The sequence below is a fragment of the Streptomyces sp. NPDC050264 genome (assembly GCF_040655895.1).
Taxonomy (GTDB): Bacteria; Actinomycetota; Actinomycetes; order Streptomycetales; family Streptomycetaceae; genus Streptomyces.
The window spans coordinates 196,098-210,145 of record NZ_JBFAKV010000010.1 but is presented as its reverse complement, the minus strand read 5'-3'; the positions used below and the strand labels follow the sequence as shown (position 1 = coordinate 210,145).

The 14,048-nt window shown below is 71.8% G+C and carries 16 protein-coding genes; 7 read left to right on the top strand and 9 right to left on the bottom strand.

Translation table 11 applies throughout. From position 1 onward, the window contains the following. The first annotated feature begins 6 nt into the window (after nt 1–6). Nucleotides 7–1,686 (top strand): AMP-binding protein, encoded by a 1,680-nt coding sequence (locus AB0J02_RS20175; protein ID WP_363195191.1) that lies wholly within the window; start codon nt 7–9, stop codon nt 1,684–1,686. A gap of 44 nt (nt 1,687–1,730) precedes the next feature. Further along, a complete protein-coding gene (locus AB0J02_RS20170; RefSeq protein ID WP_363195064.1) occupies nt 1,731–2,327 on the top strand; it encodes a TetR/AcrR family transcriptional regulator in 597 nt (198 codons plus the stop codon). On the opposite strand, the gene AB0J02_RS20165 is transcribed toward AB0J02_RS20170, so the two are convergent. Continuing rightward, nucleotides 2,266–3,186, bottom strand: a complete 921-nt coding sequence (locus AB0J02_RS20165; RefSeq protein WP_363195063.1) for a LysR family transcriptional regulator — start codon at nt 3,184–3,186, stop codon at nt 2,266–2,268. The genes AB0J02_RS20170 and AB0J02_RS20165 overlap by 62 nt on opposite strands. A gap of 76 nt (nt 3,187–3,262) precedes the next feature. Here AB0J02_RS20165 and AB0J02_RS20160 point away from each other — a divergent pair, with 76 nt between their 5' ends. Beyond that, nucleotides 3,263–3,409 (top strand): hypothetical protein, encoded by a 147-nt coding sequence (locus AB0J02_RS20160; protein WP_363195062.1) that lies wholly within the window; start codon nt 3,263–3,265, stop codon nt 3,407–3,409. Between the two features lie 86 nt (nt 3,410–3,495). Here the strand turns inward: AB0J02_RS20160 and AB0J02_RS20155 are convergent, their stop codons facing one another. The 7 genes from AB0J02_RS20155 to AB0J02_RS20125 all read right to left on the bottom strand — a co-directional run bounded on the left by AB0J02_RS20155 (nt 3,496) and on the right by AB0J02_RS20125 (nt 8,642). After that, nucleotides 3,496–4,719 carry an acyl-CoA dehydrogenase family protein gene (locus AB0J02_RS20155; protein ID WP_363195061.1) on the bottom strand — a complete coding sequence of 408 codons (1,224 nt, stop codon included), beginning with the start codon at nt 4,717–4,719 and terminating at the stop codon, nt 3,496–3,498. An 8-nt stretch (nt 4,720–4,727) separates the two neighbouring features. After that, nucleotides 4,728–5,765 carry a phosphotransferase family protein gene (locus AB0J02_RS20150; RefSeq protein WP_363195060.1) on the bottom strand — a complete coding sequence of 346 codons (1,038 nt, stop codon included), beginning with the start codon at nt 5,763–5,765 and terminating at the stop codon, nt 4,728–4,730. 207 nt (nt 5,766–5,972) lie between these two features. After that, the gene (locus AB0J02_RS20145; RefSeq protein ID WP_363195059.1) at nt 5,973–6,269 is read right to left on the bottom strand and encodes a hypothetical protein; all 297 of its coding nucleotides are present in this window, start codon (nt 6,267–6,269) and stop codon (nt 5,973–5,975) included. A gap of 88 nt (nt 6,270–6,357) precedes the next feature. Next, nucleotides 6,358–6,684: a DUF202 domain-containing protein gene (locus tag AB0J02_RS20140; protein WP_363195058.1), complete on the bottom strand. Its 327-nt coding sequence runs from the start codon at nt 6,682–6,684 to the stop codon at nt 6,358–6,360. Next, a complete protein-coding gene (locus tag AB0J02_RS20135; RefSeq protein ID WP_363195057.1) occupies nt 6,681–7,073 on the bottom strand; it encodes a DUF202 domain-containing protein in 393 nt (130 codons plus the stop codon). The genes AB0J02_RS20140 and AB0J02_RS20135 overlap by 4 nt, the downstream gene beginning before the upstream one ends. Before the next feature lie 21 nt (nt 7,074–7,094). After that, nucleotides 7,095–7,601 carry an NUDIX domain-containing protein gene (locus AB0J02_RS20130; protein WP_363195056.1) on the bottom strand — a complete coding sequence of 169 codons (507 nt, stop codon included), beginning with the start codon at nt 7,599–7,601 and terminating at the stop codon, nt 7,095–7,097. Nucleotides 7,602–7,733: 132 nt separating this feature from the next. Then, nucleotides 7,734–8,642, bottom strand: a complete 909-nt coding sequence (locus tag AB0J02_RS20125; RefSeq protein WP_363195055.1) for a DMT family transporter — start codon at nt 8,640–8,642, stop codon at nt 7,734–7,736. Between the two features lie 351 nt (nt 8,643–8,993). On the opposite strand from AB0J02_RS20125, the gene AB0J02_RS20120 reads away from it, so the two are divergent. The 4 genes from AB0J02_RS20120 to AB0J02_RS20105 all read left to right on the top strand — a co-directional run bounded on the left by AB0J02_RS20120 (nt 8,994) and on the right by AB0J02_RS20105 (nt 13,048). Continuing rightward, nucleotides 8,994–9,962 (top strand): hypothetical protein, encoded by a 969-nt coding sequence (locus AB0J02_RS20120; RefSeq protein ID WP_363195054.1) that lies wholly within the window; start codon nt 8,994–8,996, stop codon nt 9,960–9,962. Between the two features lie 45 nt (nt 9,963–10,007). Then, nucleotides 10,008–11,549 (top strand): APC family permease, encoded by a 1,542-nt coding sequence (locus tag AB0J02_RS20115; RefSeq protein ID WP_363195053.1) that lies wholly within the window; start codon nt 10,008–10,010, stop codon nt 11,547–11,549. A 163-nt stretch (nt 11,550–11,712) separates the two neighbouring features. Further along, nucleotides 11,713–12,366 carry a molybdopterin-dependent oxidoreductase gene (locus AB0J02_RS20110; RefSeq protein ID WP_363195190.1) on the top strand — a complete coding sequence of 218 codons (654 nt, stop codon included), beginning with the start codon at nt 11,713–11,715 and terminating at the stop codon, nt 12,364–12,366. Continuing rightward, complete coding sequence (locus AB0J02_RS20105) at nt 12,350–13,048, top strand: cytochrome b/b6 domain-containing protein (RefSeq protein WP_363195052.1); 699 nt, start codon at nt 12,350–12,352, stop codon at nt 13,046–13,048. The genes AB0J02_RS20110 and AB0J02_RS20105 overlap by 17 nt, the downstream gene beginning before the upstream one ends. Here the strand turns inward: AB0J02_RS20105 and AB0J02_RS20100 are convergent. Then, on the bottom strand, nt 12,992–14,002 hold the full coding sequence (locus AB0J02_RS20100) for an aldo/keto reductase (protein WP_363195051.1): 1,011 nt from the start codon (nt 14,000–14,002) through the stop codon (nt 12,992–12,994). The two genes, AB0J02_RS20105 and AB0J02_RS20100, sit on opposite strands and share 57 nt — an antisense overlap. Between the last annotated feature and the right edge of the window lie 46 nt (nt 14,003–14,048).

Below are 14,048 nucleotides of genomic sequence, written 5' to 3'. Positions count from 1 at the left end.
ACGAACATGACGGACGCGACGGACGCGACGGGCTCGATCTACGCGGCCCGGCCCTGGCTCGGCGTCCTCAGCGACGCGCAGAAGGCACCGGTCACCCCGGCCGCCACCGTCGCCCACGTCTTCGCCGACGCCGTGCGCCGCGCCCCCGACCGCACCGCCCTGGCCTACTTCGACGGCCGTCTCTCGTACGCCGAGGTGGACGCCCTCTCGGACTCGGTGGCCGGTCACCTGACCGCCCGGGGCCTGCGCCGCGGCGACCGGGTCGCGATCATGCTGCAGAACACCCCGCACTTCGTGCTCGCGCTGCTCGGCGCGTACAAGGCGGGCGCGGTCGTCGTCCCGGTCAACCCCATGTACAAATCGGGTGAGGTCGGGCACGTCCTGCACGACGCCGAGGTGACGGGACTGGTCTGTACGGACCGCGCCTGGGACACGTATCTGCGCGAGACGGCCGCCGACTCTCCCGTACGTATCGTGCTCACCGCCTGTGAACTCGACCTCCAGGAGCGGAACGACGAGCGGGTCCTGAAGTTCGACCGGGTGACGCCCGCGGCCGAGGACGCCGACGATCTGGTGACCGTGGCACGGGCCGGGCACGCGGCCCCCGCCGACCGCGAACTCGGCCCGGACGACACCGCGTTGATCAGCTACACGTCCGGCACGAGCGGCACCCCCAAGGGCGCCACGAACCTGCACCGCAACATCATGTACAACGCCGAGCGGCAGCGCACCGGGCTCGGCCTCCCCGAGGGCGCCACCTACTTCGCGCTGGCGCCGCTGTTCCACATCACCGGCATGGTCTGCGAACTCGTCGCGAGCTTCGCCAACACCGGGACGCTCGCCCTCGCCTACCGTTTCGAACCGGGTGTCGTCCTCGACGCGTTCACCGAGCACGAGCCCGCGTACACGGTCGGCCCGTCCACCGCCTTCATGGCGCTCGCGGCCCAGCCGCAGGCGACCCGCGAACACTTCGCCTCCTTCGCCTCCATATCGTCGGGCGGCGCACCGGTGCCGCCCGCCCTGGTGGAGAAGTTCCGCGCCGCCTTCGGCCCCTACATCCACAACGGCTACGGCCTGACCGAGTGCACCGCGCCCTGCGCGTCCGTGCCGCCGGGCGTCGAGGCCCCGGTCGACCCGGTCTCCGGCACCCTCGCGGTCGGCGTGCCCGGGCCCGACTCGGTCGTCCGCATCCTCGACGACCTCGGCAACGAGGTCCCCTTCGGCGAGCAGGGCGAGATCGCGGTCCGCGGCCCGCAGGTCGTGCCCGGCTACTGGCGCCGCCCCGACGCCACCGCCGAGGCCTTCCCCGACGGCGAACTGCGCACCGGCGACATCGGTTTCATGGACGCCAAGGGCTGGCTGTACGTCGTCGACCGCAAGAAGGACATGATCAACGCGTCCGGCTTCAAGGTCTGGCCCCGCGAGGTCGAGGACGTCCTCTACACCCACCCCGCGGTGCGCGAGGCCGCCGTCGTCGGCGTCCCGGACGCCTACCGCGGTGAGAGCGTCAAGGCGTACGTGAGCCTGCGCCCCGGCGCGGACGCCACCTCCGAGGAGCTGTCCGCGTACTGCAAGGAGCGGCTCGCCGCGTACAAGTACCCGCGCGAGGTGGAGGTCCTGCGGGAGCTGCCGAAGACGGCAAGTGGGAAGATCCTCCGACGGGAACTGCGTTCCCCCTCTGTATGACCGGCCCGATGACCGGCAGAGAACAGGAAAGGAAGGTGGCGGCAGTGCCCAGGACGACGACGGACGGCGACGGCACGCCCGTTCCGCAACGACTCCTCGCGGCCGCCACCCGGCTGTTCGCCGAGCGCGGCTACGACCGCACGTCGGTGCAGGAGATCGTGGAGGCGGCGGGCGTCACCAAGGGCGCCCTCTACCACTACTTCGGCTCCAAGGACGATCTGCTGCACGAGGTGTACGCGCGCGTGCTGCGCCTCCAGCAGGAGCGGCTCGACGCGTTCGCCGGCGGGGACGAACCCGTCGAGCGGCGGCTGCGCGCGGCGGCGGCGGACGTCGTCGTCACCACGATCGACAACCTCGACGACGCGTCGATCTTCTTCCGCTCCATGCACCACCTCAGCCCGGAGAAGAACAAGCAGGTACGGGCCGAGCGGCGGCGCTACCACGAGCGGTTCCGGGCGCTGATCGAGGAGGGCCAGAAGACCGGCGTGTTCTCCCGCGAGACCCCGGCCGACCTCGTCGTCGACTACCACTTCGGCTCGATCCACCACCTGTCCACGTGGTACCGCCCCGACGGCCCGCTCACTCCGCAGCAGCTCGCCGACCAGCTGGCCGACCTGCTGCTGCGGGCGCTGCGCCCGTAAAGCGGTCCAACAGCGCCTCGGCCGCCGGATTGCGCGGCCGGGGCGCACGACCCGCCAGGACGATCGCCCGTCCCGGCTCGGGCTGCCGGATGGTCACACACGGCAGCCCGGCCGCCTCACCGATCCGCCGCGGCACGATCGCCACCCCGATCCCGGCCCGTACGAGTTCCACGAGCAGCCCGATCTGGGTCACGTCACACGTGATGCGTCGTTCCAGGCCGCAGTGCGCGGCGAGCCTGCGTACGGCCGTCTCCAGACCGGTGCCGGCCCGGAAGTCGACGAACGGCTCGTCGGCGAGATCCTTGATGAGCGTGCGGCCGGCGCGGGCGAGCGGATGCCCGGGCGCGGTCACCAGCACCAGGTCTTCCCGCCAGATCCCGAACGAGGCCAGTCCGTCGGGCAGTTGACGGGCATCCGGCGCGAGGAACGCCAGATCCAGCTCCCCGGCCCGCAGCCCGTCAAGGAGCTCCGCCACGGGCGCCTCCCGTACGGACACCTGAATTCCGGGCCACTCCCGGTGGAACGCCGCGAGTTCGGCCGCCAGGTCGATACAGGTCAGCGTCTGGATGGTGCCGATCGCCACGCGCCCCGCGCCGAGCCCGGACACCCGGGCCACGGCCTCCTTCGCGGCGGCGGCCCCCGCGAGCAGCTGCCGCGCCTGGGGGAGCAGCGCCCGGCCGGCCTCCGTGAGCACGACGCGGCGCCCCGACCGGTCGAACAACTCCGCGCCCAGCTCGCGTTCCAGATTCCGGACCGACGTACTGAGCGCGGACTGCACGATGAGTTCGGAACGGGCCGCCGCGGTGAAGCTGCCCTCGTTCACGACCGCCACGAAGTGGCGCAGCTGACGTATCTCCACCCATCGATTCTATCGATGGGACCGAGCGAAACGATCTGTTGGACCCCGGCAGGGGCCCGGCGCGAGGGTGGTGGCCATGGATCACGTACCCCTGCTCTGGACCTCCTCCCACGCTCCGCGGATCCCGGCCGCCGTGCGGTTGGCGTCCCGCCAACTCCTGCGCGTGCGCTGCTTCTTGCGCCGGCTGGCGCTGATGGATCACGTGGGCGGCGGCGGATACTGACCCAGGGCCTGTCTTCAAACTCCCCTCGTCGCCGGGCAGAGGGGAGTTTGAAGACAGGCCCGAGGACCCTGGAGGAGCTCCAGAACCTACAGGTACTGCTTCAGCTCTCGTCGTGCCAGCGACCGCTGGTGCACCTCGTCGGGACCGTCCGCCAGGCGGAGCGTCCGCGCTCCGGCCCACAGCTCCGCCAGCGGGTAGTCCTGCGAGACACCGCCCGCTCCGTGCAGCTGGACCGCCTTGTCGATGATGTCGACGACCGTGCGGGGCGTCGCGATCTTGATGGACTGGATCTCGGTGTGGGCCCCGCGGTTGCCGACCGTGTCCATCAGCCAGGCCGTCTTCAGGACGAGGAGGCGCAACTGCTCCACAGAGACCCGCGCGTCCGCGATCCACTCCTGCACCACACCCTGCTGCGCGAGCGGCTTGCCGAAGGCGGTACGCGCGACGGCCCGCTTGCACATCAGCTCGATCGCCCGCTCCGCCATGCCGATCAGCCGCATGCAGTGGTGGATCCGGCCGGGGCCGAGCCGCGCCTGCGCGATGCCGAAGCCGCCGCCCTCCTCGCCGATCAGGTTGGCGGCCGGCACGCGCGCGTGGTCGAAGACGACCTCGGCGTGGCCGCCGTGCCAGTGGTCCTCGAAGCCGTACACCTGCATCGCCCGGCGCACCTCGACACCCGGGGTGTCGCGCGGCACCAGCACCATCGACTGCTGGCGGCGGATGTCCGGCCCGTCCGGGTCCGTCTTGCCCATCACGATGAAGACCTTGCAGTCCGGGTTCATGGCACCGGAGATGTAGAACTTGCGGCCCGTGATGACGTAGTCGCCCGAGCCGTCGGGGTCCCGCTCGATGAGCGTCGTGATGTTCGTGGCGTCCGATGAGGCGACCTCGGGCTCCGTCATCGCGAACGCCGAACGGATCTCCCCGGCGAGCAGCGGCTCCAGCCACTGCTTCCGCTGTGCCTCGCTGCCGAACTGGGCGAGCACCTCCATGTTCCCGGTGTCGGGCGCGGCACAGTTCAGCGCGGTGGGCGCCAACTGCGGGGAACGGCCGGTGATCTCGGCCAGCGGCGCGTACTGCAGATTGGTCAGCCCCGCGCCGTGCTCGGCGTCCGGCAGGAACAGGTTCCACAGGCCCTGCCGACGGGCCTCGGCCTTCAGTTCGCCGACCACGGCCGGGGTGTCCCACGGCGAGTCGAGCGCGGCGCGCTGCTCGGCCGCGACGGCCTCGGCGGGGTACACATGCGCGTCCATGAAGGCGAGAAGCCGCTCCCGCAGTTCCTCGGTACGGGCGTCGAATGCGAAGTCCATGGGTGGGTTCAGCCTTCCTGAAGGTCCTGGAGGGTGGTGCGGCCGTGCTCGATGAAGACCGGGACCAGTTCGCCGATCCGGTCGAAGCCCGCGCCGACCGTCTGGCCGAGCGTGTAGCGGTAGTGGATGCCTTCGAGGATCACGGCGAGCTTGAACCACGCGAACGCCGTGTACCAGGAGACCGCGGACACGTCGCGCCCCGAGCGCGCGGCGTACCGCTCGACCAGCTCGGCCGGGGCCGGGTGCCCGGCGGCGGTGGCGGTCGTGGAGATGGGGGAGCCCGGCAGTTCGAGGCGGGCGCTGTACATCACGAGCAGGCCGACGTCCGTCAGCGGATCGCCGAGCGTGGACATCTCCCAGTCGAGGATCGCCTTGATGCGGTCGACGCCGTCCGGGTCCTGGCGGACGAGGACGTTGTCGAGGCGGTAGTCGCCGTGCACGATCGTCGGCGCGGGCGAGGCGGGCAGCGAGCGGCCGAGCGCCGCCTGCAGCTCGTCGATGCCGGCCAGCTCCCGGCTGCGGGACGCGTCCAGCTGCTTGCCCCAGCGGCGCAGCTGCCGGTCGAGAAAACCCTCCGGGCGCCCGAAGTCGCCGAGGCCCACCTCGGCCGGGTCCACCGCGTGCAGGTCGACGAGCGTGTCCACCAGGCCGAGCACGGCGGCGCGGGTCCGCTCGGCGCCGAGCGGGGCGAGCTCCTCGGCGGTCCGGTACGGCGTCCCCTCCACGAACTCCATGACGTAGAACGGCGCCCCGAGCACGTCCTCGTCCTCGCACAGCAGCAGCGGCTCGGGGACGGGCACGGCCGTCGGGTGCAGCCCCGCGATCACCCGGTGCTCGCGCTTCATGTCGTGCGCCGTGGCCAGCACATGGCCCAGCGGCGGCCGCCTGACCACCCACTTCGCGGCCCCGTCGCTGACCTCGTACGTCAGATTGGAGCGTCCGCCCTCGATGAGCCGCCCGGACAGCGGACCGCCGACCAGGCCGGGCCGCTCACGGTCGAGGTGGGCGCGCAGCTGATCGAGGTCGAGGCCAGGGGGGTGACTCATCGCGGTCCTCCGGGAGTCCGGGTGGGTGAGGGGACGGAAGCAGCAGTGGGCATCATCATGCCGACCAGTCGGTATGTCGTCCAGTGGCGCACGGAAATGTGATCGTCCCAACCCTGCCTACGGTGCCCTGCCGCGGCGGCGTGCGAAAGGGCCCGGCACCAGGTGCCGGGCCCTTTCGCACGCCGATACGGGTATGCCGATACGGGATCAGTGGTCGTCCCAGTGCCCCTCGTGCTCCGCGTGCCGGTGGCCGTCGTGCAGGTAGTCGACATGATCGCCGTGGACGACCGACCGGTGCCCGCAGTCCGCGCCGTGCCGGTGCTCGTGGCCCTGGTGCGGCACGTGGGAGCGGGGTTCGCACTCGTCCCAGTGGCCGTCGTGCTCGGCGTGCAGATGCCCGTCGTGCGCGTAGTCGACGTGGTCGCCGTGCGGCACCGCCCGGTGGCCGCAGGCCGGGCCGTGCGCGTGCTCGTGGACGGGGTGCTCCTGATGGGAGGTGGTCATGCAGCTCACCTTCGGTGACGTCCGTGGTTGACGCGTCGAAGGCTAGCCCGAGATGTCCAAATAGATCCGGATCCGCACTGCGGGAATGTCACACCACGAGAGCCGCCGCGAACACGGCGAGCGCCATGGTGCACAGGGCCGCCGTCGCCGCGCTCCGCCGGGACAGCAGCGGGGGCGCCGCCTCGTTGAGGGCGAGCCCGGTGATCCTGCGGTGCGCGACCCACAGGAATCCCATCCACACGCCCAGGCACAGCGCCGCGGCCACGACGGCGAGCGGCCCGGCCCCGCCGTGCAGCACGGTCTTCACGGCCAGCACGGCCGCGACCGTGCAGGACAGCGTCGTACGCCGCCATGCCAGCCGGGTCCTGGCCGGCTGCAGACCGGGGTCGCGCGCGGGGCCGCCGCTCTCGCTCACCCCTCCCACCCCACGATCACCACGAAGACCATCGCCACGGCGACCAGCGCGACGACCAGACTCAGCACCGCCGGGAACCGCGACACCGGCAGATCCGCCCCGCGCCGCATCGCCCGCTCGCAGCGCACCCAATGGCTCACTGCCCGCAGCGAGCAGAGCACCCCGGCGGCGAGCAGCGCGAGCGCGAGGCCGACGCGCCAGGCCCAGCGCAGATCCGGCAGGAACTGGTCCACGGCGAAGCCGCCGCCGATCAGCGCCAGTGCGGTGCGCACCCACGCCAGGAAGGTGCGCTCGTTGGCCAGCGAGAACCGGTAGTCGGGCGTGTCGCCCTCGTCTTTGATCCGCTCGGGTGCGAACCATAGCCGGACGTTGCGCACGAATTCGATCACTCGCAGGACACTACCCGTGCGTCACCGATGAGCTTTCAGGCGCTCGTACGCCTCGAGGCCGTCCGGCGTCCACGACCACTCGTCGAGCCGCCGCTCCAGCTCGTCCGGGCTCAGGAACCCGTACCAGTCGATCTCCTCGGCCTGCGGCTTCACCGGCAGAGCGCAGATGACCTCGTAGACGTACGACCACCAGGAGCCCCGGGCGTCGCTGTCGTACAGGAACTTGAACAGGGGGGCGGGCGCCGGCAGGCCGCTCACCCCGAGCTCTTCCTCGGCCTCCCGCAGGGCGGCCGCGTCATAGCTCTCCCCGGCGCCGACGACGCCGCCGACGAACATGTCGTACATCCCCGGGAAGACGAGCTTGGTGGGGGTGCGGCGGTGCACGAAGACGTCGCCCCGCGGGTCGCGGGCCAGGATGAACACGCACCGGTGCCGAAGCTTTTCGGCGTATGCCTCGCCGCGCGGGGCCTGCCCGGTGACCCGGTCGTGTTCGTCGACGATGTCCAAGATTTCATCAGCGGGATTCATGAGGGGAGGGTATGTGCCCCGTAAGGGGCGCGGGGAACCGTGCGACCGGCCACGGCGTACGCGCCGCTCGGCGACGAATCGGCAACCCAGCGACGGCGCCGAGCCCCGCGGCTTCGTCCCGGCCCCCGCTCCTCAATCGTCGGAGGCGCTTGATTTGCCCGAGGTCACATGAACCCGCTCCCGGGCGCCGGCGCCCGGCATGGCCGGATGCAGCCCCAGCAGCACCACGCCCACCACGATCCCGGCCAGCCCGGCCGCCTCCCACGCCAGAGCCCCCGTGTCCATTCGCAGCCGGTCCCCGAGAAAACCCACCCCGCAGACGATCCCCGCCAACGGCTGCGCGGCGGTGAGCGCGGGCAGCGACATCCGCAGCGGCGCCGTCTCGAACGCGCTCTGAACCAGCACCAGGCCCGTCACTCCCAGGGCGAACACCGCGTACGGCTGCCATCCGGTGAGCAGGGCCTCCCAGCCGCCGGCGGCGAGCCGCTGACCGCTCACCCGGGTCAGCGCGTCCTGCACCCCGTACAGGAGGCCCGCCGCGACCGCGAGCAGCACGGGCCCGGCGCTGAGCCGGGATCGTTTCGCGAGCGCCGCGAGCGACAGGGCGCCGCCGACCATCACGCCGATGATCAGCCAGTGCCGCAGCGGGTCGGTGACCGCGCTGCCGCCGCGCGGCTGCCCGGCCACGATGAACGCCGTCACCCCGCCCGCCAGGAGCAGCAGCCCGGCCCAGCCCTGCCGGCCGAGCGGCTGTCTCGTCTGCCGGCGCGAGAGGACCAGGGCGAACAGCAGGTTCGTGGCCAGCAGTGGCTCGACCAGGGTCACCTCGCCCTTGCCGAGCGCGACGGCGCCGAGCGCCATGCCGCACACCATCAGCCCGATCCCGGCGAGCCAGCGCGGCACCCGGATCAGGTCGAGCAGCAGCCGGGGAGAGAGGAAGTCGCCGAGCGGGGCGTGCCGTGCCGCGTTCTGCTGGAGGACGAAGCCGATGCCCAGGCAGAAAGCCGCGCTCACGGAGAGGACGAGTACGAGAACCGACACGCTGCGCACCTCGGACGGCTGCTGAACGGGCAGGAGTGGCTATCTGCCGACGATAGCGTCCCGCGGCGCGGTCCGCCCCACGGGCGCTTCGGGCCGGCCCCCGGCACCCGGCCGTGATGTACTCGTGTCATGTGGGCAACACCGCAGTTCACGGCGGTGATTGGAGAATCCCGGCCGCGAACTGCTCGGACGTCGAGCCGAGTTGGTCAAGTCCATAACCGGCCCACTCTTGACGCGGAGGCCCCCGTACCGGTTTGCTGTGCGTGATCTTTCGTTCCGGGCCGCGCAGAGTCGCGTCGGCGTCCCACGTTCGTTGCTTCGTATCTGAAAAGTCGTGAAGGAACCGCCGCGGTGTCCCCACCCCCGCCTCCGCTCGGGCGCCCCCGCAAGAAGGCAGCGCACTCCTTCGACCCCGCGCTCGACGACACCGCACTCGTCACCGCCCGCACCGCCCTCGCCCAGGGCCGGTGGACCGAGGTACGGGCACTGCTCGCCGCCACCGGCGAGGACTGGGACCGCCGCGGCCACCGTGTGATGGGCCTGGCGCAGGAGCCCACCGCCGCCGCCTGGGTTGGCGACTGGCGCCTCGCCGAACCCGAGTCCACGGACGCCCCCGTCCTCCTCGCCTGCGCCGCCGTGTACCGCGCCGTGGCCGGCAGGACGCGCCCCGACAAAGCCCGCGACGCCTGCATGGAAGCCGCCGCACTGGTGCCCCGCGACCCGACGCCCTGGCTCGGACTGCTGCTCCTGGAACGCGAGTTGGGCCGCGAAGAGGATGTCGTACGGCTCTTCGACGAGGTGCGCCTGCGCCACCCCGCCCACCACCACGCCCACCACCTGATGGTGGCCCGGCTCGCCGAGCGGCGCGCCGACGCGGGACAGGACCCGCTGCACGAGGTGTACGACTTCGCGGCCTGGGCGGCCGAACAGGCGCCGCCCGCCTCGCCGTTGGCGGTCCTCCCGGTCATCGCGCACGCCGAGCGTTACCGCGTCCTCGCCCGGGCCGGCGTCGAACCCCCCGACCCGAAGGCGTCCGGGCACTGGGCGGGGCGGCGGGCCCGGCTCGTCATGAAGGCCGCGTTCGACTGGTGGCTGGAGTGGGGCGACCCGCACGACCGGGCCGGCGCCGCGCACCCGCGGGGCCGCATCGACCTCAACTTCCTGGCCCACGCCAAGTACTGCGAGGGCCGCCCGGCCGAGGCGGCCGCCCTGTTCCACCGCATCGGCCAGCACGTCACCCCGGCCCCCTGGTCGTACCCCGACCGGGAACCGTACGAAGCGTTCCGTGCCGCGCGCAGTGCCGCGCTCGGTACGGCGTAGGTGATCAGCCATCAACCAGTTCACATCGGAAGGGACAACCCCGCGATGACGACGGGCAGTTCGAGCACGAGCGGCAGAGCAGTGGCGGCCGAACCGGGCATCAGCACGTATCTGGGCGAGGAGAGCGCGCTGCGCGCCGGCCGGCTCGGCACAGCCGGGCTGCTGCTGTCCGTGCTCGCCGCGACCGGGCCGCTGATGGTGGTGGCCGGCGTCATGCCGACCACGTTCGCGGTCATGGGCGTGGTCGGCCAGCCGCTGCTCTTCCTCATCCTCGGCGTCGTCCTGACCCTCTTCAGTGTCGGCTACGCGGAGATGAGCCGGCACGTGCACAACGCGGGCGCCTTCTACGCGTACATATCCCGCGGGCTCGGCCCGACCACCGGCGCCGCCGCGGCCCTCGTCGCGCTCGTCGCCTACAGCGTGCTCCAGGTCGGCATCTTCGGCATCTTCGGCTTCGAGGTCTCTGGCCTCTTCCAGCAGTACCTCGACGTCGAACTCGCCTGGTGGATACCGGCCCTCGTGGCCGTCGTCGCGGTCGGCGTGCTCGCCCTCCTCAAGATCGACGTCAACGCGAAGGTGCTCGGCGTCCTGCTGCTCATCGAGGTCGCCGTCGTGGTCGTCTTCGACATCGCGGCGATCGGCGACCCGGGCGGCCAGGGCCTGTCCCTGCACGCCTTCAACCCGTCCACGCTCTCCGGCGTCGGCCTCGGCACCGCCCTGTGCTTCTGCATCGCCGGCTTCACCGGCTTCGAGCAGGCGCCCGTGTACGCGGAGGAGACCAGCCGCCCGCACATCCTGGTGCCCCGCGTGATGTTCCTGGCCGTCGGCGGCGTCGCCGTCTTCTTCGCGTTCAGCTCGTGGGCGCTCACCGTGGCCACCGGCCCGTCGGGCATCGTGGGCGCGGCCCAGAAGCAGTCGACGGGCCTCCTCTTCGGCCTCACCGAGGACCGCCTCGGCGGCACCTTCACCGACATCGTCCACGTCTTCTTCGTCACCGGCATGTTCGCGGCGGTGCTCAGCTTCCACAACGTGGTGGCCCGCTACGCGTTCGCGATGGGCCGCGAGGGGCTGCTCCCCGCCCGGTTCGGCCGCACCAACAGCGGTACCGGCGCGCCCGGCACGGGCTCGGTCCTGCAGTCGGTGATCTCGCTGATCGTCGTCATCTGCTTCGCGATCGCCGACGACGGCAAGGCCGGCGACCCGACGGCGCCGGTCCTCCACCTGTTCACGTGGGGCGGCAACGTGGGCGCGCTCGGCGTCATCCTGCTCATGGCCACCGCGTCCCTCGCGGTCATCGTCTTCTTCGTCAAGCGCGGCGCGGCGGGCGCGCAGGCCTGGCGCCTGGTGGCCTCCGGCATCGCGGGCGTCGCCCTCCTGGTGATCGCCGGCTACACGATCAAGGACTTCGACGTCCTGGTCGGCTCCGGCCCCGACTCCTCCCTGAACTGGGTGCTGCCCGGCATCATCGCCCTGGCCGCGATCGTCGGCGTCGTCTACAGCCTCGTCCTGCGCTCCCGCAATCCCGAGGCGCACGCCCGGATCGGACTGGGCAACGAGGCGTTCCAGCTGGAGAAGAAGGCGGGCTAGCCGGATGGGCCCGAGCGGGGAAACCTGACGGAACGGTGACAGTCATCGGTCAAGGCTGGCCTTCCGGCGGGCCCGGTGCTCGAATCGGAGCGTGAACGCACAACCCGGCCGTCCGGCCGACGAAGAAGGCGGCGCCCCCGTGGGGCGCCGCCTGATCCTGGGCATGCTGGGCGCGGGAGCCCTCACCGTGGCGGCCGCTCCCGCCCTCCAGCACGTCCTGGAGGGCGTCGCCCAGAAGGACCCCACCGGCCTCAGCGGTCTCCTCCCCAACGGCGGCGGCTTCCGTTACTACTCCGTCGCCTCCTCCGTCCCCCACAAGTCCGCAGGGAACTACCGCCTCACCGTCGACGGCCTCGTCGAGAGACCCGGCGCCTACACGCTCCCCGAACTGCGGGCACTGCCCCAGACCCGCCTCGTCCGCGACGTCCAGTGCGTCACCGGCTGGCGGGTCCCGGCCACCCCCTTCGAGGGCGTCCGGCTCTCCCGCATCCTGGACGCGGCCGGAGTGCGCCCGAGCGCCAGGGCCGTACGGCTGACCTGTTTCGACGGGACGTACAGCGAGAGCCTCACCCTCCAGCAGGCGCGCCGCGCCGACGTGTTGGTGGCACTGAAGATGCGCGACAAGGATCTGGCACACGCCCACGGCGGGCCGGTGCGTCTCTACGTGGCGCCCATGTACTTCTACAAGTCGGCCAAGTGGCTCTCCGGGATCACCGTCACCGACGAGGTGCGGCCGGGCTACTGGGAAGAGCGCGGCTACGACGTCGACGCCTGGGTCGGCCGGTCGAACGGACGCGGCGATGACCCCACCGTCTGAACTCCCCACCCGCGTAAGGCGGTTCACGCCCGCCGAACGCTGGGTGCACCGCGCCACCGCCGCGCTCATGGGCGTCTGCGTCGCCACCGCGGCCTGCCTCTACCTGCCGCAGCTCGCCGAACTCGTCGGCCGCCGCGCCCTCGTCGTCACCCTCCACGAATGGTCGGGGCTGCTGCTGCCCGCCCCCTTCCTGCTCGGCCTCGCCTCCCGCGCCTTCCGCGCGGACCTGCGCCGCCTGAACCGGTTCGGCCCGCACGACAGGGCCTGGCTGCGCGCGGTCGTGCGGCGCGGGCCGGGCCGCCGGGCGGGCAAGTTCAACGCCGGGCAGAAGCTGTGGGCGGCCTGGCTGGCCGGCGCCGTGCTGGTGATGCTCGGCACCGGCCTGCTCATGTGGTTCACGCACCTCGCGCCGCTGGCCTGGCGCACCGGCAGCACCTTCGTGCACGACTGGCTGGCGCTCGCCCTCGGCGTCGTGCTCGCCGGACACATCGGCATGGCGGTCGGTGACCCCGAGGCGCGCAGGGGGCTGCGCACCGGGTTCGTCGAACGGGACTGGGCCGCGCGCGAACACGGCGAGTGGCTCGACCGGGAGCCCGCCCCCGAAGCCGCGCCGGCCCGCCGCCGGTCACCAGGCGAAGGCCTCCGGGGACGGTCCCGGGCCCGGGAAGATCTCGTCGAGTGAGGCCAACAGGCCGTCGGGGAGGTCGAGTTCGACCGCGCGCAGCGCCGAGTCCAGCTGCTCCGCGGTGCGCGGACCCACGATCGGACCTGTCACCCCGGGCCGGCCGAGCAGCCACGCGAGAGCCACCTCGCCGGGTTCGAGACCGTGCTCGGCGACGACCTTCTCGTACGCCTCGACCTGCCCCCGCACCACCGGGTCCGCGAGCCCGTTGCCCGAGCGGCCGACGTTGGTGCGCGAACCGGTGCCCTCGCGCTGCTTGCGCAGCGCGCCGCCCAACAGGCCCTGGTGCAGCGGCGACCAGGGGATGACGCCGAGGCCGTACTCCTGGGCGGCCGGGATCACGTCCATCTCCGCGCGCCGCTCGAACAGGTTGTAGAGGCACTGCTCGCTGACCAGACCGACCAGGCCGCGCGTCCGCGCCGTCTCGTTGGCCTGGGCGATCTTGTAGCCGGGGAAGTTGGAGGAGCCCGCGTAAAGGATCTTGCCCTGCTGGATCAGGACGTCGATCGCCTGCCAGATCTCCTCGAACGGGGTGGCCCGGTCGATGTGGTGGAACTGGTAGACGTCGATGTGGTCCGTCCGCAGGCGCTTGAGCGAGGCGTCCACGGCGCGGCGGATGCTGAGCGCGCTGAGCCGGTCGTGGTTGGGCCACGACTGCCGGTTCCACGGGGTGCCGTCGTTCGTCATGTTGCCGTAGACCTTGGTCGCGAGGACGACCTTGTCGCGGCGGCCGCCGCCCTGCGCGAACCACGAGCCGAGAATGCGCTCGGTGGCGCCCTTCTCGTCGTCCGTGCCGTAGATGTCCGCCGTGTCGAAGAAGTTGACGCCCGCGTCGAGCGCGGCGTCCATGAGTGAGTGGCTGGTCTTCTCGTCGGCCTCGCCGCCGAAGTTCATCGTGCCGAGCACGAGTCGGCTGACCTTGAGTCCGGTGCGTCCGAGCTGGGTGTACCTCATGGCCGCACAGTCAACGCGCTGGAGTGTTCTCGAAGTCAAGCATGTG

What these genes read in the sequence shown, in the direction of transcription:
- AB0J02_RS20175 (WP_363195191.1), top strand. Translation starts at nt 7, where the DNA reads ATGACGGACGCGACGGACGCGACGGGCTCGATCTACGCGGCCCGGCCC.
- AB0J02_RS20160 (WP_363195062.1), top strand. Translation starts at nt 3,263, where the DNA reads ATGGATCACGTACCCCTGCTCTGGACCTCCTCCCACGCTCCGCGGATC.
- AB0J02_RS20155 (WP_363195061.1), bottom strand. Translation starts at nt 4,719, where the DNA reads ATGGACTTCGCATTCGACGCCCGTACCGAGGAACTGCGGGAGCGGCTT.
- AB0J02_RS20150 (WP_363195060.1), bottom strand. Translation starts at nt 5,765, where the DNA reads ATGAGTCACCCCCCTGGCCTCGACCTCGATCAGCTGCGCGCCCACCTC.
- AB0J02_RS20145 (WP_363195059.1), bottom strand. Translation starts at nt 6,269, where the DNA reads ATGACCACCTCCCATCAGGAGCACCCCGTCCACGAGCACGCGCACGGC.
- AB0J02_RS20130 (WP_363195056.1), bottom strand. Translation starts at nt 7,601, where the DNA reads ATGAATCCCGCTGATGAAATCTTGGACATCGTCGACGAACACGACCGG.
- AB0J02_RS20115 (WP_363195053.1), top strand. Translation starts at nt 10,008, where the DNA reads ATGACGACGGGCAGTTCGAGCACGAGCGGCAGAGCAGTGGCGGCCGAA.
- AB0J02_RS20110 (WP_363195190.1), top strand. Translation starts at nt 11,713, where the DNA reads ATGCTGGGCGCGGGAGCCCTCACCGTGGCGGCCGCTCCCGCCCTCCAG.
- AB0J02_RS20105 (WP_363195052.1), top strand. Translation starts at nt 12,350, where the DNA reads ATGACCCCACCGTCTGAACTCCCCACCCGCGTAAGGCGGTTCACGCCC.
- AB0J02_RS20100 (WP_363195051.1), bottom strand. Translation starts at nt 14,002, where the DNA reads ATGAGGTACACCCAGCTCGGACGCACCGGACTCAAGGTCAGCCGACTC.